General features: G+C 64.6%; 16 protein-coding genes and 3 pseudogenes. 10 read left to right on the forward strand and 9 right to left on the reverse strand.

Features of this window, described 5'->3' with window-relative positions; translation table 11 throughout:
• Positions 1 to 5: 5 nt before the first annotated feature.
• Positions 6 to 1016 (reverse strand): Bug family tripartite tricarboxylate transporter substrate binding protein, encoded by a 1011-nt coding sequence (locus tag ACODTB_RS19585; protein ID WP_291112843.1) that lies wholly within the window; start codon positions 1014 to 1016, stop codon positions 6 to 8.
• A 140-nt stretch (positions 1017 to 1156) separates the two neighbouring features.
• On the opposite strand from ACODTB_RS19585, the gene ACODTB_RS19590 reads away from it, so the two are divergent.
• From ACODTB_RS19590 to ACODTB_RS19625, 8 genes are all read left to right on the forward strand, one after another.
• On the forward strand, positions 1157 to 1909 hold the full coding sequence (locus ACODTB_RS19590) for an IclR family transcriptional regulator (RefSeq protein ID WP_291112845.1): 753 nt from the start codon (positions 1157 to 1159) through the stop codon (positions 1907 to 1909).
• A gap of 16 nt (positions 1910 to 1925) precedes the next feature.
• Positions 1926 to 2675 carry an SDR family NAD(P)-dependent oxidoreductase gene (locus ACODTB_RS19595; protein ID WP_488929657.1) on the forward strand — a complete coding sequence of 250 codons (750 nt, stop codon included), beginning with the start codon at positions 1926 to 1928 and terminating at the stop codon, positions 2673 to 2675.
• Positions 2668 to 3837: an acyl-CoA dehydrogenase family protein gene (locus tag ACODTB_RS19600; RefSeq protein WP_488929658.1), complete on the forward strand. Its 1170-nt coding sequence runs from the start codon at positions 2668 to 2670 to the stop codon at positions 3835 to 3837. The genes ACODTB_RS19595 and ACODTB_RS19600 overlap by 8 nt, the downstream gene beginning before the upstream one ends.
• 19 nt (positions 3838 to 3856) lie before the next feature.
• Positions 3857 to 4360: a MaoC family dehydratase gene (locus tag ACODTB_RS19605; RefSeq protein WP_291112851.1), complete on the forward strand. Its 504-nt coding sequence runs from the start codon at positions 3857 to 3859 to the stop codon at positions 4358 to 4360.
• Complete coding sequence (locus tag ACODTB_RS19610; protein ID WP_488929659.1) at positions 4303 to 6498, forward strand: acetate--CoA ligase family protein; 2196 nt, start codon at positions 4303 to 4305, stop codon at positions 6496 to 6498. Before ACODTB_RS19605 ends, ACODTB_RS19610 begins: the two co-directional genes overlap by 58 nt.
• Positions 6492 to 7262: a citryl-CoA lyase gene (locus ACODTB_RS19615; protein WP_291112853.1), complete on the forward strand. Its 771-nt coding sequence runs from the start codon at positions 6492 to 6494 to the stop codon at positions 7260 to 7262. Before ACODTB_RS19610 ends, ACODTB_RS19615 begins: the two co-directional genes overlap by 7 nt.
• On the forward strand, positions 7259 to 8326 hold the full coding sequence (locus ACODTB_RS19620; protein WP_488929660.1) for a CaiB/BaiF CoA transferase family protein: 1068 nt from the start codon (positions 7259 to 7261) through the stop codon (positions 8324 to 8326). Before ACODTB_RS19615 ends, ACODTB_RS19620 begins: the two co-directional genes overlap by 4 nt.
• Positions 8327 to 8556: 230 nt before the next feature.
• The gene (locus ACODTB_RS19625; protein WP_291112857.1) at positions 8557 to 8811 is read left to right on the forward strand and encodes a hypothetical protein; all 255 of its coding nucleotides are present in this window, start codon (positions 8557 to 8559) and stop codon (positions 8809 to 8811) included.
• A gap of 116 nt (positions 8812 to 8927) precedes the next feature.
• On the opposite strand, the gene ACODTB_RS19630 is transcribed toward ACODTB_RS19625, so the two are convergent.
• From ACODTB_RS19630 to ACODTB_RS19645, 4 genes and pseudogenes are all read right to left on the reverse strand, one after another.
• Positions 8928 to 9191, reverse strand: coding sequence for a PAS domain-containing protein (locus tag ACODTB_RS19630; protein WP_488929661.1), 264 nt, complete (start codon positions 9189 to 9191; stop codon positions 8928 to 8930).
• A gap of 147 nt (positions 9192 to 9338) precedes the next feature.
• Positions 9339 to 9968, reverse strand: a pseudogene (locus tag ACODTB_RS19635) (site-specific integrase); the annotation flags it as partial.
• Complete coding sequence (locus tag ACODTB_RS19640; RefSeq protein ID WP_488929662.1) at positions 9937 to 10632, reverse strand: glutathione S-transferase family protein; 696 nt, start codon at positions 10630 to 10632, stop codon at positions 9937 to 9939. The gene ACODTB_RS19640 and the pseudogene ACODTB_RS19635, both read right to left, overlap by 32 nt.
• Before the next feature lie 39 nt (positions 10633 to 10671).
• Positions 10672 to 11412, reverse strand: coding sequence for an enoyl-CoA hydratase/isomerase family protein (locus ACODTB_RS19645; RefSeq protein ID WP_488929663.1), 741 nt, complete (start codon positions 11410 to 11412; stop codon positions 10672 to 10674).
• A 94-nt stretch (positions 11413 to 11506) separates the two neighbouring features.
• On the opposite strand from ACODTB_RS19645, the pseudogene ACODTB_RS19650 reads away from it, so the two are divergent.
• Together ACODTB_RS19650 and ACODTB_RS19655 are read left to right on the forward strand one after the other, a co-directional pair.
• Positions 11507 to 11776, forward strand: a pseudogene (locus tag ACODTB_RS19650) (IS21 family transposase); the annotation flags it as partial.
• Positions 11769 to 11900: pseudogene (locus ACODTB_RS19655) on the forward strand (ATP-binding protein); the annotation flags it as partial. The pseudogenes ACODTB_RS19650 and ACODTB_RS19655, both read left to right, overlap by 8 nt.
• Before the next feature lie 282 nt (positions 11901 to 12182).
• On the opposite strand, the gene ACODTB_RS19660 reads toward ACODTB_RS19655, so the two are convergent.
• The 4 genes from ACODTB_RS19660 to modA are packed head-to-tail and all read right to left on the reverse strand — an operon-like array spanning position 12183 to position 15256.
• Complete coding sequence (locus tag ACODTB_RS19660) at positions 12183 to 13013, reverse strand: TOBE domain-containing protein (RefSeq protein WP_488929664.1); 831 nt, start codon at positions 13011 to 13013, stop codon at positions 12183 to 12185.
• 10 nt (positions 13014 to 13023) lie between these two features.
• Positions 13024 to 13773, reverse strand: coding sequence for an ABC transporter ATP-binding protein (locus tag ACODTB_RS19665; protein ID WP_488929665.1), 750 nt, complete (start codon positions 13771 to 13773; stop codon positions 13024 to 13026).
• Positions 13774 to 13804: 31 nt separating this feature from the next.
• The gene (gene modB / locus ACODTB_RS19670; RefSeq protein ID WP_488929666.1) at positions 13805 to 14479 is read right to left on the reverse strand and encodes a molybdate ABC transporter permease subunit; all 675 of its coding nucleotides are present in this window, start codon (positions 14477 to 14479) and stop codon (positions 13805 to 13807) included.
• Between the two features lie 21 nt (positions 14480 to 14500).
• Positions 14501 to 15256 (reverse strand): molybdate ABC transporter substrate-binding protein, encoded by a 756-nt coding sequence (gene modA, locus ACODTB_RS19675; protein ID WP_488929667.1) that lies wholly within the window; start codon positions 15254 to 15256, stop codon positions 14501 to 14503.
• Positions 15257 to 15405 lie beyond the last annotated feature (149 nt).

A 15405-nucleotide genomic window follows, 5' to 3' on the forward strand; every position in this document is an offset into this window, starting at 1 on the left:
GCTCCTCAGTCCACTTTCGCGCCCGAGCGCTGGATGGCGGTCTTCCACTTGCTGCGCTCGGCGACCACGAAATCGCCGAACTTTGCGCCGCCCAGCGCCAGTGGCAGGCCACCCATGCGGCCCAGCGACTCGACCACGGCGGGGTCTTGCAGGGCCTGCGCCACTTCGGTCTGCCAGCGCTCGACGATGGCAGCCGGTGTTTTCGCGGGGAAGAACAGGCCAATCCACGAGGTCGACTCCGCGCCAGGGTAACCGGCTTCGCCGATGGTCTGCACCTGCGGCAGGGCTGGCAAGCGCGTGGGGCCGGTGACGGCCAGCGCGCGCAGCTTGCCGGCCTGGATGTGGCCCAGCGTGGTGATCGGGTAGTCGACGCTGATGTCGACCTGGCCGCCGAGCAGATCGTTGATCGACGGTGCGCTGCCCTTGTACGGGATATGCACAAACTTCACGCCGGCTTCGGCCTGCAGCAGCTCGCCCGCCAGGTGCGTGCCGGTGCCGTTGCCGGCCGACGAGAACAGCACCTTGCCCGGGTTCTGCTTCGCAAAGGCGACCAGCTCGGTGATGTTGCGGTACGGGCGGCTGGCGTTCGCCACCACGATGTTGGGGATGGACATGAGCGCGTGCACCGGCACGAAATCCTTCGCCGGGTCGAAGGGCAGGGACTTGTAGAGGTACTGGTTGGTCGCCTGCGTGCCCTGTGTGCCCAGCAGCAGCGTGTAGCCGTTGGGTTCGGCGCGGGCGACGGCTTCCGCTGCGAGGTTGCCGCCTGCGCCCGCGCGGTTCTCGACGATCACGGACTGTCCCAGGCGTTCGCCCACTTTGAGGGCGATCAAACGCCCGAGCTGATCGGTGATGCCGCCGGCCGGTCCGGGCACCACGATGGTGAGGGGCTTGGTCGGGTACGCGGTTTGCGCCAGTGCGCCGGGCAGTTGCGCGAGCAATGCAAAGCCGGCAGACAAGGCCAGTGCCACGCGCCTGGCGCGCTGGTTTTTCAGAGAGGAACAGGTCGGTTTCATGGTGTCTCCAGAGGGTTGCTTCGACGGTGGGGCCGGGTGGCAGGTAAAGAAACTTCTCGAAATCGCTTGGATTTTGAATCCGAGATAGCGTATAGTAATCCGCAATCTCGGATGAAGCGAAGTTTTTTTTGAAGCCCACCATGTCCAGCCTCATGCCCGTCGTCGGTCGCACGCTGTCTGTTTTTGAGGTCTTCGCTCGCGAGCGGCGCGAGCTGAGCAACCTCGAAATCGCGCGCTTGCTCGGCGTGCCCGAGAGCAGTTGCTCGGACCTGCTGCACACCTTGCACACCATGGGTTACCTGCGCCGCAGCCCGGGGTCGCGCCGCTTTTATCCGAGCGGGCGGCTGCACGAAGTGGCGCGGCAGGTGAAGGAGAACGACTCGTTCACGCTGCTGGCGCGCGAAGCCGTCGACCAGCTCGCCCAGCGCACCAACGAAAGCGCCTTCTTCGGCGTGCTCGACCGGCATGCCGCCAAGGTCGCCGCGGCCCAGCCCAGCCGTTTGCGCCTGCGCTACATCCTGGACGAGGGCGAGCGCGTGGCGCTGCATGCCTCGGCCCTGGGCAAGGCGCTGTTGGGCGCGCTGCCGCCCGATGCGCTGGCGGCGGAACTCGACCATTTGCGGCTGCGCGCCGTCACCTCCGACACCGTGCTGCGACCGGACACCCTGAGCGAACAGCTCGCGCGCGGCCGTGAAGCCGGTTGGTACGAAACCCGCGGCGAAGGCATCGAGGGCGTGCGCGCCCTGGCCGTGTCCGGCTGGCTCAACGGGCAGCCGGTCGCGCTGTCCCTGGCCGGTCCTATCGCGCGCATGGACCGCCACCAAGAGATCTACCTGCAGGCGCTGCAAGAAGCACGCAGCGCACTGCTGGCCGATGACGAAACCACCACTTGACACAGGAGAACCACATATGGACCTCGGATTGAAAGACCGCGTCGCGATCGTGACCGGCTCGGCGCGCGGCATCGGCGCGGAGACGGCGCGCACGCTGGCGCAAGAAGGCATGGCGGTGGTGATCACCGACCTGGACGGTGACGCTGCGCAGGAAACTGCCAAAGGCATCGTGGCCCAGGGCGGCCGCGCGATTGCCACGGCGTGCGACGTGCGCAACGAACAGCAGGTGAAGGCCATGGTGGCCGCCGGCCACGAGGCCTTTGGCCGCATCGACGTGCTGGTGAACAACGCCGGCCTGGTCAAAGACCGCACGCTGCTCAAGATGGACGAGGCCGATTGGGACCTCGTGCTCGACGTGACTCTGAAGGGTGCGTTCCACTGCTGCCGCGCCGCGCTGCCGCACATGATCGAAAAAGGCTGGGGCCGCGTGATCAACATCAGCTCGCGCGCGCTGTTCGGCAACCCGGGCCAGGCCAACTACTCGACCGCCAAGGCCGGCATCGTCGGCTTCACCAGCGCCATGTCATACGAGGTTGCGCGCAAGGGCGTGACGGTCAACGCCATCGCGCCAGGCTACATCGAAACCGAGTACATCAAGAGCCTGCCGAACTTCGACACCATCCAGGCCAACGTGCTGGCCAAGAACCAGGTGAGCTTCCCGGGCCAGCCTAGCGACGTCGGCGACGCGGTGGCCTTCATCGCCTCCGAGCGCGCGCGCTACATCACAGGCACCACGCTCTTCGTCACCGGAGGCCGCTATGGTTGATGCGGTCGACGTCGACGGCTTGAACGCGGATCAGATCCTGATGCGCGACAACATCCGTCGCTACCTGAAGGAACAAGTCTCGCCCCTGATCCGCCAGGCGGAAGCCGACAAGCGCTTCCCGTACGAGGTGCTCACCGGCCTAAGCGAGTTCGGTTACCTCGGCGGCACCTTGCCTGAAGAGGTCGGCGGCCTGGGCCTGGACTTCCCCACCTGGGCCGTGATGATGGAAGAGGTCGGCTACTGCTGGCTCTCGCTGCGCGTGATGGTCAACACGCTCAACATCGTGTCGGGGCTCATCAACGCGTACGGCAGCGAAGACCAGAAGGAGCGCTTCATGCGCCCGCTGCTGCGCAATCAGCGCAAGACCTTCGTCTCCATCTCCGAGCCCGATGTGGGCTCCAACGTGGCCGAGATCAAGACGCGTGCCGACAAGCGCGGTGATCGCTATGTGCTCAACGGCGCCAAGCTGTGGATCACCGGCGGCCAGTTCGCCGACTTCGGCGTGGTGGTGGCCCGCACCTTCAGCGAGAGCAGCAACGGCGAGCTCTCGCTGTTCCTGGTCGAGCGCGACCAGATCCCGCAGGCCGCGTGGAAGACCGAGCCGGTGGAAACCATGTTCGTGCGCCCCACCGGCACCTCCGCCTTCACCTTCGAGAACGCCGAGATCCCGGCCGTCAACCTGCTCGGGCAGGAAGGGCAGGGCCTGCGCCAGATCCTGATCGGCCTGAACTTCGGCCGGCTCAACGTGGCCATGGGCGCGATCGGCGCTGCGCAATGCGCGCTGGACCTGTCCACGCAGTACGCACGCGACCGCAAGCAGTTCGGCAAACCCATCGGTTCCTTCCAGCTGGTGCAGAAGCACATCGTCGACATGACGATGCGCGTGCAGGCCTCGCGCGCGCTCGGCTACCGCGCCGCGCGCGCCATGCAGCAAGGCACCGCGCGCACCGAATGCTCGATCGCCAAGCTCTACGCCACCGAGTCCGCCTTCGAAGTGGCCAACCTCGCGCTGCAGGTGCACGGCGGCATCGGTTACGCGACCGAGCTGCCGATCGAGCGCATCTTCCGCGACACCCGCGGCGGGATGATTCCCGAAGGCACGACCGAGATCCAGACGCTGATCATCGGCCGCGAAATTCTGGGCATTTCCGCCCTTGTCTGACTTCACGAGACCGCACACCATGTCCACTGCTTCTTCTTCCGTCGTCAACGACGTCGCCCAGGCTTCCATCTACTGGGAAGACCTGCCCGTCGGCACCACTTACACCACCTCGTCGCGCACCATCACGGAAGCCGACGTGGCCGCCTTCGCGGCCCTCACCGGCGACTTCAACCGCCTGCACGTCGACGCCGAGTACGCCAAGGCTTCGACGCACGGCCAGCGCATCGCTCACGGCATGCTGGTCGCCTCCTTCATGGCAGGCCTGACCTCGCGCTCCATCCCCAACCAGCTGATGGAAAACGCGCTCTTCGGCGTGCTGGAGAACACGGTGAAGTTCCCGCGCGCGACCTACATCAACGACACCATCCGCGTCGAGATCGAGGTGGTGGAGCAGAAGCCCACCAGCAAACCCGAGCGCGGCCTGATCAAGTTCGTGCGCAAGGCGGTGAACCAGCGCGGAGAGGTGTGCTGCGAACTCGGCGCCACCTGCCTGCTCAAGCGCCGCGCACCGGCCGCCGCGTGATGGACCGCGAGGGCACCGTGTTCCAGGACCTTTCACACCTGGTGCTGCCACGCTCGATCGTGGTGGTCGGCGCGTCGGACAAGCCCGACAGCATCGGCGCGCGCACCATCGAGAACCTCACGACCTATTCCACCTGGAAGGGCGAACTCACACTGGTCAACCCAGGACGCCAGACTGCGGCCGGCATGCCGTGCCTGCCCTCGGTGCTCGACCTGAAGACCGTGCCCGACGTGGCCATCGTCTCCGTGCGTGCCGAGCACGTCGTGCAGTCGCTGAACGAATGCGGCGAGCGCGGCATTCCCTTCGCAATCGTCTTCACCTCGGGCTTTGGCGAAATGGGCGAAGCGGGCCACGCGGTCGAAGCGAAAATGCGCGAGATCGTCGCGCGCACCGGTCTGCGCATCTACGGCCCCAACTGCCCGGGCCTGAACAACATCAACGCCGGTCTCGGCATGAGTTTCTCGCCGGCCTATCGCATCGACCGCATGCCGGGCCCCATCGGCGTGGCCACACAGGGCGGTGGCGTGGGCCGCAGCTTCATGCAGAGCGCCATGGCGCGCGGCGTGGGCACCGGCCTGTGGTTCTCGGGCGGCAACGAAGCCGACCTGCAGGTCAGCGACTACATTCACTACATGGCCGACGCGGACGACATCCGCGTGATCTACACCGTGCTCGAAGGCGTCCGCGACGGTCCGCGCTTCATGGCGGCTGCGCTGCAGGCTGCGCGCCGCGGCAAGCCCATCGTGGCACTGAAGGTGGGCAAGTCCGACTACGGCGCGAAAGCCGCTGCCTCGCACACGGCTGCCATCGCCGGCTCCGCCGAGATCAACAGCGCGGTGTTTCGCGAGCTGGGCGTGGTGGAGGTGGACGACATTGGCGAGGCGGTGGACGTGGCCACACTATTGGCGCGCGGACAGCCCACCGGGCGCGAAAAGATCGCGGTGTATTGCTTCTCGGGCGGCAGCGGCGCGCTGACATCCGACCGCATCGGCATCGAAGGGCTGGAGATGTCCGAGCTGGCGCCGGCCACGCTGGACAAGCTCAAGAAAGTCTTGCCGCCCTACGCGCCGCTGGGCAACCCGGTGGACGTGACTGGCGAGGTGCTGGCCGACGCGAACATTGCGCACGCCACCATCGAGGCCACGGTGAAGGACCCCAACACCCAGGTGGTGCTGGTGCCGATCCCGGTCGAGTACGGCAAGACCACACAGCTGCTGGCCGAATGCATGGTGAAAGCACAGGTCGGCGAGAAAACACCGATCGTGCCGATCTGGATGAGCGACCGCGAGGGCGAAGGTCACCGCCTCATGGTCGAGGGCGGCCTCGCGCCGATCCGTTCGGTGCGCAACGCGGTGCTGGCGGTGAAGCGCCATGTCGGTTACGGCCGCTGGCTCGCGGGGCGCGACGTGGCCTGGCAGCCCTTGGGCCAGCCGCAGGCCGCTCCAGGCGAGCGCACCGCGATGAGCGAAGCCGCTGCCAAGAAGCTGTTGCAGGCGGCCGGTGTGAACGCGCCGGTCGGCACCGTGGTGCATTCGGCTGCCGAGGCGGCCGATGCCTTCGCGCAGATGGCGAGCAACCGCGTGGCCATGAAGGTCGTCAGTGCGCAGATCACGCACAAGACCGACGTGGGTGGCGTGCAGCTCGGCATCGAGAGCGCGTCGCAGGCCGAGGCCGCCTTTGAGGCGATCCGCCAGAACGTGTCGGCCCACCACCACCCTTCGGTGATCGAGGGTGTGCTCGTCGAGCCGATGCTGGATAAGCCTTTCGTCGAGGCTGTGGTCGGCATCCACCGCGACTCGGTGTTCGGCCATGTCTGCACCTTCGGCCTGGGGGGTGTGAGCATCGAGCTGTTCAAGGACGTGAGCCGACGCCTGCTGCCGCTCACGCCGGCCTCGGCGCGGGCGATGGTCATGGAAACACGTTGTCACGACCTGCTCGTGGGCCACCGGGGGCAGACCGCCTTCGACGTCGATGCCCTGGTGCAGACGCTGGTGCGCTTGAGCGACTTCGTCGTGCAACACGCCGAGCGGATAGAGGAACTGGAAATCAACCCCCTCGCGGTGCGTCCGCAAGGGCAGGGCGTGGCCGCGCTGGACGCGGTGCTCACCCATTCATCCAAGGAGAACTTCAAATGGTAAAGACAGAGATCGGCTACACCACCACCGACACCATCATGGTCCGGGGCAAGAACCTCTCGACCGAGATCATCGGGCAGTTCGACTTCATCGACATGATCTTCTTCACCACGCTGTCGCGCATGCCGACAGCGCAGGAGAAGACCATGGTCAACGCGCTGCTTGTGACCACCGCCGACCACGGCATTACGCCCAGTTCGCTGGCCGCGCGCCTGACCTACATCGGCGCGCCCGAGTCCTTGCAAGGCGCCGTGGCCACCGGCCTGCTGGGCGCGGGCAGCGTGTTTCTTGGCACCATGCAGAACGCCACCGAGATGCTGCTGCAGGGCGCGGCCGACCTGACGGACGACGCCACCGACGAACAACTGCGCGACACCGCGCGCGCGCTCATCCAACAGTACAAGCAGGAGCGCCGCTCCATTTTCGGCGTGGGCCATCCGATCCACGTCGACGGCGACCCTCGCGTGCCGACCTTGCGCGCGCTCTCGCAGGCCAACGGCTACTACGGCAAACACTGGCGCCTGATGGAGGCCATCAGCGATGTCTTCACGCGCGAGATGGGCAAGAAGCTGCCGCTCAACGCGGTGGGCGCCATCGGCTCCATCGTGGCGGCCATGGGGCTGGACCCGATGGTCGCGCGCGGCCTCGCCCTGGTCGGACGCTCGGCGGGCATCCTGGCCCACTGCATGGAAGAGAAACAGGCGCCGATGGCGCGCGAAGCCTGGGAGCATGTGCTGCGCGCCGATCCGCGCAACGTATTGCCATGAGCACGCCGACGGCCCCGCTCGACGGCCTGAAGGTCGTCGACTTCTCCGAGCTGCTGCCCGGGCCGTTCCTCTCGGACTGCCTGGTCGAGATGGGAGCGGAGGTGGTGAAGATCGAGCGGCCGCCGCACGGCGACAACGCCCGCGTCCTGGTGCCCGGTGTGTTCGCGGCGATGAACCGGGGCAAGCGCAGCGTCTTCCTCGATCTCAAGAACGATGCGCAACGCCGGCAGGCGCTCGCTTTGGTGGAAGAAGCGGACATCGTGCTGGAGGGCTACCGTCCCGGCGTGATGACCCGCCTGGGCCTGGACCACGAGACGGTGCGCAGGACCAACCCGCGCGTCATCTATGTGTCGCTCACGGGCTATGGCCAGACCGGTCCGCTCGCGGCGCTGGCGGGGCACGACCTCAACTACCTGGCCGCTTCTGGTGTCACGGCCTTGTCGGGCCGCGCCAGCGAGCCACCCGAACACGGCTACGGCATTCCCGTGGCCGACCTGTCGGGCGCCTTGTACGGTCTGGCCGCGACGCTGGCCGCGCTGCAACAGCGGCACCGCACCGGCCAAGGCCAGTGGCTGGACGTGTCCATCACCGACTGTCTGGTGCACATGATGAACCCGCGCATCGGCCAGTTCGTGGCCAAGGGACGGGCCGACCTGCAGGCCCAGCGCAACGAGGCCCTGCTGCGCCCAGGCTACGGCGTGTTCCAGACGGTTGACGGCGCGTCCCTCGCCATCGCGGCGGTGGAAGACCACTTCTGGACCCGGCTGGTGAAGCTGCTGGATCTGGAGGTTGAGGGTCTGGATGGCGCAACATTTGCCGAGCGCACCGCGCAGGCCGAGCACGTCAACCGGTGCCTGGCGGCGCGGATCGCCACGGTGGACGCCGCTACGCTGCGCACGCGTCTCACCGAGGCGGACATTCCCTGGTCCGACATGGTCGAACCTTCGCGGCTGGCCGAGCACGCGCAGCTGCGCGCCAGAGGCAAGCTGAAGACGCACGCCACGCCGTCGGGCGAGATGATGCTGAGCCGGTTTCCCGTGCATCTGGAAGGCATGGTGGGGTAATGGAGCCGGCATGGGATGGGCCCGTGACCCGCTGGGTCGGACCGCCGCCGTTTGCCTCTTTGATGGCGTCGTCAACGATCGAGAAGCGGACCCGTCCCCGTAGGGAAAGCCCCGCGCGCCGAGCACGCGCCAAGCCGCGGGCCGGGGTTGAAGCCAGAGCGCGCCGTCCCATTGCCGAGCGCGTGGCGACCGCGCCTGCTGTGGGGGTGGCACCTGCCCCGGCCAAACGCGTGAGCCCGCCCCAACCACAAGCACGGCCGCCTACAACGGCGCAGGTGCTGGAAGCATCGCTGCGCCAAGACTTGCGGGACGGCCACTGGCGCGCCGCCGTCCGCCGTCTGTACATGCTCGAGCATTGCGACCGGGAGCGCGCCTTGAAGCTGCGCCATGACGTGGAGGTTTTCGCCAAGCGCCTGCTACCGCGGGAGGAGGAACGGCTGCGCACGAACGCCCGCGCGTGGGCGGCTCAGGTTGCGCTAGGGTGAGGCGTTGTGGTGGGGAGCACCGCGCCCCCCATCTGCTCCCGCTTGCGTTGCTTTCGCAGCCCAATCATCGACAGCGGTAAGTTGAAACAGGTTTTTCGCTAGTTGGCGCTACTCCGTTATGTCTCAAGTGATCTTGGCGTGGCCGAGAGGATTCCATCCTCGCCAACGATTCGACTGCCAATGATGGTGGCCCAAAAAACAGAGCGGTCTTTGCGCACGCGCCGGCCTTCTTCCTCAGTCCTTCCATGCAAGCATGCTCGCGCCAGTTTCCGTTGCGGCAGACCCTGAGCCACGTCTTGGGGGCGAAAGAACATGCTGTAGGAATTGCCCATCACCTCCTCAGCTTGGTACCCCTTGAGCCGCATTGCACCTGGGTCCATGACTCGATGCGCCCATCCGGATCCAACATGTAGATTGCGTAGTCCTCGGTTGCCTCAACGACAAGCTGGAACCGATCCGCCCTCTTGGTGAGCAATAGAGCGACGTTTTCGGCAGGCCATAAGCGCAAGCAATGTCATTTCGGGACTCTATTCAAGCAGTCGAGTGCCACGTGACTTGAAATGATTGCCCTGACGGTGATATCCGAGAACCACGGCAATGGATTGGTGGCCCGTCATGGCCATCGTGTCAGCGAGCGAGACGTTTTGCGCGGCCGCTTCGGTGACGAAACCAGCGCGCAAAGAGTGCGCAGAAAATGCCCCCTCAACCCCTGCCAATAAACATCGCGCCTGAACGATGTCGCGCACGGCCGCGGCCGACAGCGGACCACCGAGGTGGCCGCCTTTGAGCACCCGGCGGAAGAGGGCGCCTTCGCGGATCCCACTCACCGACAACCACTCTTCCAGCGCAGCACCAGCTTGCCCAATCACGGGTTTGTGGTTCTCGGGCCGATCAACGCCACTTTGATTGGTCTTTGAGAAGGCCAGCTCGTAAGAAAACTCCCCAGGCCCGGTGTTCTTCAAAAACTTCATGTCGGCCGCAGCCACCTCGGAGCGCCGGCGCCCACCACTGGCCCAGGCGAAGAGGAGGAGGGCGCGATCGCGCTTGCCTTTCAATGAGTCGTCGCAGGTGGCAAGGACAAGCTGCAGCGGATCCTTGGTCAGCGCGTCCTTCTTTTTGGGCAGCTCACCGCGCTTGGCGTACCCGTTCTGGAAACGGTCGAAGCGCGGGTGCAGGGATGAGGCTCACTGACTGCTCTCTCGCAATGTCCATCTGAATTTCATGGGCACGCCGGTATCCTCGTCGCTGCTGGAGAAGGTCCCAGTAGCTCTGCACTCGGCTTGTGAACGACGTATGTAGGTCGAGATGCTGCGCCAAGAGCAATGCGTAGCCGACCGCAACATCCGCTGCTGTGAACCGTCCAGCACAGAGAAACGCCTCGTGCTCAAGAGCTGAATCCACTGCACGCAGTCTCCCGAGAAACCACTTTTCATAGTCCGCTGCGACCTCCGGTTGTCGCCGCTCATGCGGCTCAAAGTGTCGGTAGCGAAGCACAAGAGTCTGCGGAAAGGTCAGCGTGGCGTCGCTCATGTGCAGCCAGTTCAGGTAGGCACCATAGTTTTCGTCCTCTACGCCGACATCCAGACCCGCTTCGGAAAAGCGGGTGGCCAGGTACTGGCATATCGCCGCGGACTCTGTCATTCGCACATCGCCATCGCTGAAATAGGGGACGGTGCCCAGAGGATTTTCCTGAAGAAAGTGCTTGGCGCGCGCACGCGGAGGAAACTCCAGCATGCGCAACTCGTAGGGCACGCCCAGTTCTTCCAGCATCCACAGCGCCCGGAACGAGCGCGCACTCATGCAGTGGTGCAATACCATCATCGCGTCACCTTCCTCGAAATTGCGCTGTGCTGGCTGTCTTCAGGACCACTTCTTCGAAGTGAAATTCTGGATGCGCTCCGCGGTATCTGCGTTCCCAAAGCAGGCCATGGCGGCCTGACGCTCCAACTCCAGCGCGGAGGAAAGGAACGGGCTCAGTTGCGAGGTCAGCATTTTCTTGAGCAGACCTGTGGAGAAGGCAGACCTGCTTGCTACTGCATTGGCCAGCGTCATTGCGGTATCGAGCATCGCGTCCTTCGGGACCACCCGATTGACTAGGCCCAGTTGATGGAGCTTGGCTGCGTCCACGCGGTCCCCCAGAACCATCATTTCCATGGCGCGTTGATAACCAAGGGTCTGCGGAAGAAGATGCGTGACACCGCCCGTGACAAAGTGACCGAGCTGCATCTCCGGGAAGAAGCAGACCAAGTCATCAGCGGCGACCACCATGTCGCAGTTGAGCACCCATTCGAAGCCTCCGCCGACCGCGTATCCGTGTACTGCCCCCACGACCAACTTGTTTCCAAACATGATGTCGCGTGTAATCTGTTGGATGTCATCGCAAACGCCGGCGATGGCCTCGGAAGATGTGGTCTGCTCATCGAACTCCTTCAGGTCGTCACCCGCGCAGAATGCGCGGCCGGCTCCAGTGAGAACAATGGCTCGGGTGTTCGGGTCTGACTGGGCGGACACCATCGCTTCGTGGAAATCGCGCAAGAGCTCTTTGCCGATGGCGTTGAGACGTTCAGGTCGATTGAGGGTGACAACGCTGTTGTCTTCCACTGAAAACTGACCCAGTTAGAGCAGCAATTTCCATTGAAAGCTGACCCACGTAAGAACCCTATCCTGCTGCTTTTGGCAGCAGGAGATTTCAGGAGTGATAGACGTGGCGACTTTGAGTGTCATAAGACGCTGGGCACTGCGCGAGCAGATGTCCATCCGCGAGATCTCCAGGCGTACAGGCCTGGCTCGCAACACCGTTAAGAAGTACCTGCGGGCGGGCGATGAAGAGCCCCGCTACGCCAAGCGTGCGAGCTCCAGCAAGCTCGACCCTTACGCTGAAAAACTCTCCACGTGGCTGTCGATCGAGGCAACAAAGTCGCGCAAACAGCGGCGCACTTTGCTGCAGCTCCACACAGACCGCGCTCTTGGACCGGCTGACTCACCGATGCCACATCCTGGAGACCGGAAACGACAGCTATCGGTTCAAAAACAGCTCAGCAAGCCCTAAGTCTGAAAAGGAGAAAACGAAGCACTTATCCACACCGTGAGCTGCTTTGCTCACAAAGCGGGTGGGTCAGTATTCGATGGAAATCTCGGGTCAGAGATCAATGGAATTCAACAGTCCGAAAACCCCCCAGTAGCCTTTTTGTGTCGCGGGCGTGCAGATTCACGCTGATACTTTGTGTCGGCTCACTCGAACCAATCGCAGGAAAAGCGCCCGCAGGTAATTTGACATAATATACATCGTGGAATATTCAAGGGATGGCTGAAACCCAGCATCCCAGGCCCCGAGGCCTCTGTCCCGGGCCGAAAACGGCCCCGCCTCGAACTCAGCTCGCGACAGCCAGAATCACATCCGAAGCTTTCACCAGCGCCGTTGCGGATGCACCTGATGTCAGCGCAAGTTCGGCGACAGCGCCTTGCGTGACGATCGCGACGACCTCCAGGCCATCCTCGGTCTTGAGGGTGACTTCCGCGTTCACCGCGCCCGGCACCAGCGCGTGCACCTTGCCTTCGATGCGGTTACGCGCCGAAATCCTGGCACCTTGCAGGTCGGTGGCCAGCAGCACGGACGAGGCTTTCACCAAAGCGATCACCGTTTGTTCGGTCTTGAGTCCAAGGGCTTGTGTGCTTTCCCGGGTGATGATGGCCGCGAGCCGCTGTCCACCAGGCAAGGTCACTTCGACCTCGTCGTTGACCGCGCCCGAGCGCACCGCCGTGACTTTTCCCATCCACTGGTTGCGCGCGCTGGTCTTCATGTTCAGTACCTTCAAAAGGGAGAACGCCTGATCCAAGTCCATCGCGCCCTGGTCCAGAAGTTCGACAAAACGTTGGTGAATGGCATCCACCTGTTCATAGCGCTCGATCAACCTTCGGCCGTGCTCGGTCAAGCGGGTGGACCCACCTCCTCTGCCACCGACGGCGCGCTCGATCAGGGGCGTTCGAGACAGCTCGTTCATCCTGTTGATGGCATCCCAGGCGGCCTTGTAGCTCATGCCGAAGGCCTTGGCGGCCTGTGTGATGGAGCCGTGCTGGTCGACGGCGCGGAGCAAAGCCACCCGCCCATGCCCACCCAGGCTGTCTCCACCGACCGAGATCCAGATCGATCCGCGGACATCCAGCCGATCGCCGCCTTTGCGCCTTCTTGTCACCATGCCCATCCCTGTTTGTCTAAGCCGTCCAGACCTGATTCTGCGGCGTTCGGGGACCGTCGACGACCCGACCTCCGTCGATGCAGATCACCTGCTCCGCCAGGCAGTTCACGTCGTCGTCGTCGTGGGTGATCAGCAGCATCGGCAGCTGGATCTGTATCTGCAGCGCCTTGAGTTCGTCTCTCAGGCGCTGCCGCAGTCCCTTGTCCAGGGCCGCAAACGGTTCGTCCAGCAACAAGGCGCGCGGGCTGGTGACCAAGGCCCGGGCCAGCGCGGTGCGCTGTCGTTGCCCGCCGGAAATCTGGTGGGGATAGTGACCCGCCACCGATTCCAGGTGGAACGTTGAAATCCAGCGCTGCACGCTTTCGTCCGCGATGGCCTTGTTCGGGTTCTTCCAACCCCGTCGCAAGGCGAAGGCCACGTTCTGGACGACGGTCAGGTGGGGAAACAGTGCGTACTCCTGGAACACGTAGGCGAGATGCCGTTCCTGTGGCGCAGCGACCAGGCCTCGGGCGGTGTCGCAGAGCACCTGCCCAGCCACCACCACCCTCGCCTCGTCCGGTGTTCCAAGGCCCGCGATCATGCGCAGCGTCTGGGTTTTGCCGGCCCCCGATGGGCCAAAAATCACCACGCGTTGGGCCGAGGTCTGGAAGCTCACATCGAGCTCGAACTGCGAGTCTCCTTGCCGCAGGAGCTTGCGCAGCCTCACGTCCCACACCGTGGCCGGCGCCTGTGCATCGGTATCGCCATGCATGCGGGAGGATGCCATGGTCAGAGGAAGCGTGTTGTTCCGGTGCATCTCAAGCCCGCGCGGCCACGCGGCCCGGCACCAGGCGGCCCGCGCTCAGCAGCACCACCATGCAGGTGATCGAGGTCACCGCCACGAGAAAGTTCGCCGTTTGATCCTGCCCGGCCTGCACGGCTTCGTAGACGGCGATGGAGAGGGTCTGCGTCTTGCCCGCGATGCTGCCGGCCACCATCAGCGTGGCGCCGAACTCGCCCAGCGCCCGGGCGAACGACAGCAGCAGGCCCGCGAGAATGCCGCGCCACGCCAGAGGCAACGACACCCGGAAGAACACCGCCCATTCGTTGATGCCGAGGGTGCGGGCCGCATCCTCCAGTTGAGGGTCCACCGTTTCGAAAGCCGCGCGCGCGGCCTTGAACACCAGGGGGAAGGACACGATGGTGGCCGCGATGATGGCGGCCGGCACCGTGAAGATGAGACGCAGGCCGAAGTGTTCGAGCAGCCAGGCACCCAGCACGCCGTGGGTGCCGATGACCACCAGCAGGTAGTAGCCCAGCACCGTCGGTGGCATCACCATGGGCAGCGTCAGCGCGGCGTCGATCACCTCGCGGCCGGGGAAGCGCCACCGAGCCAGCGCGTAGCCCACGCCCACACCGAGCAGCAGGTTGATGGCGGTGGCCCAGCCCGCCACTTTGAGGGTGAGCGCGAGGGGTATCCAGGCTTCGGCCACGGGGCGTTCCGGTTCTCGAAATCAGGGCTTGCCGAAGCCGTGCTTGCTGAGGATGGCCTGGGCCGGCGGCGTGAACAGGAAGTCGACGAACTTCTCACCCTGCGTCGCATTGGGACCAGCGGGCAGCGGTGCCACGGGGTACAGGATGGGCTTGGGCGTCGGCACCGTGAGCGCGACCTTCACCTTGTCCAGCATGATGGCGGCGTCCGTCGAATAGACGAAGCCGGCGTCAACCTCCCCTCGCGCCACGTAGTCCAAGGCCTGGCGGACGTTGGTGGCGCCGATCATCTTGGGTTCGATCGCGCCCCAGAGGTTGGCGGCTTGCAGCACGCCCTTGGTGTAGCGGCCCACCGGCACGCTGGCGGGAAGACCGATCGCGATGCGGGCATAGGCCGGCTGGGTGAGATCGTTGGTCGATTTCGGCACGTTGGCGCTGGCGCTGGGCACGATGACCACCAGGGCGTTGGACACGAAGTTGCGGCGCCGGGCTTCCTTCACCAGACCCTGGGTTTGGGCCTGGTCCATGGTTTCCTGGTCGGCGCTGGCAAAGACATCGGCCGGCGCGCCCTTGGCGATCTGCTGCAGCAAGGCGCCCGAAGCGGCGAAGTTGAGTTGCACCTTGGTGCCGGGATTCGCCGATTCGAACAGGGGCGCGATTTCGCGGAAGGCGTTGGTCAGGCTGGCCGCGGCCGAAACCGTGACGTCGGCCGCGTGCGAGGCGAAAGCCAAGCCGGCGGCCAGAGCGAAGGCCAGAGAGCGGGCGGCAAAAGTTTTCATGGGCATCTCATGGAAGGCGGTGAATCGCAATATCAAAGTATATATAGCGGTGAGCACATTCTTCTGCATGAGGTTGATTTTCAAGGGAAATACGGTGGCCTTATCGAAATTTCTACATCTAGCTTTCGAACGAAGATCATGGCCAAAAA

This window comes from Hydrogenophaga sp. FG152 (assembly GCF_057809615.1).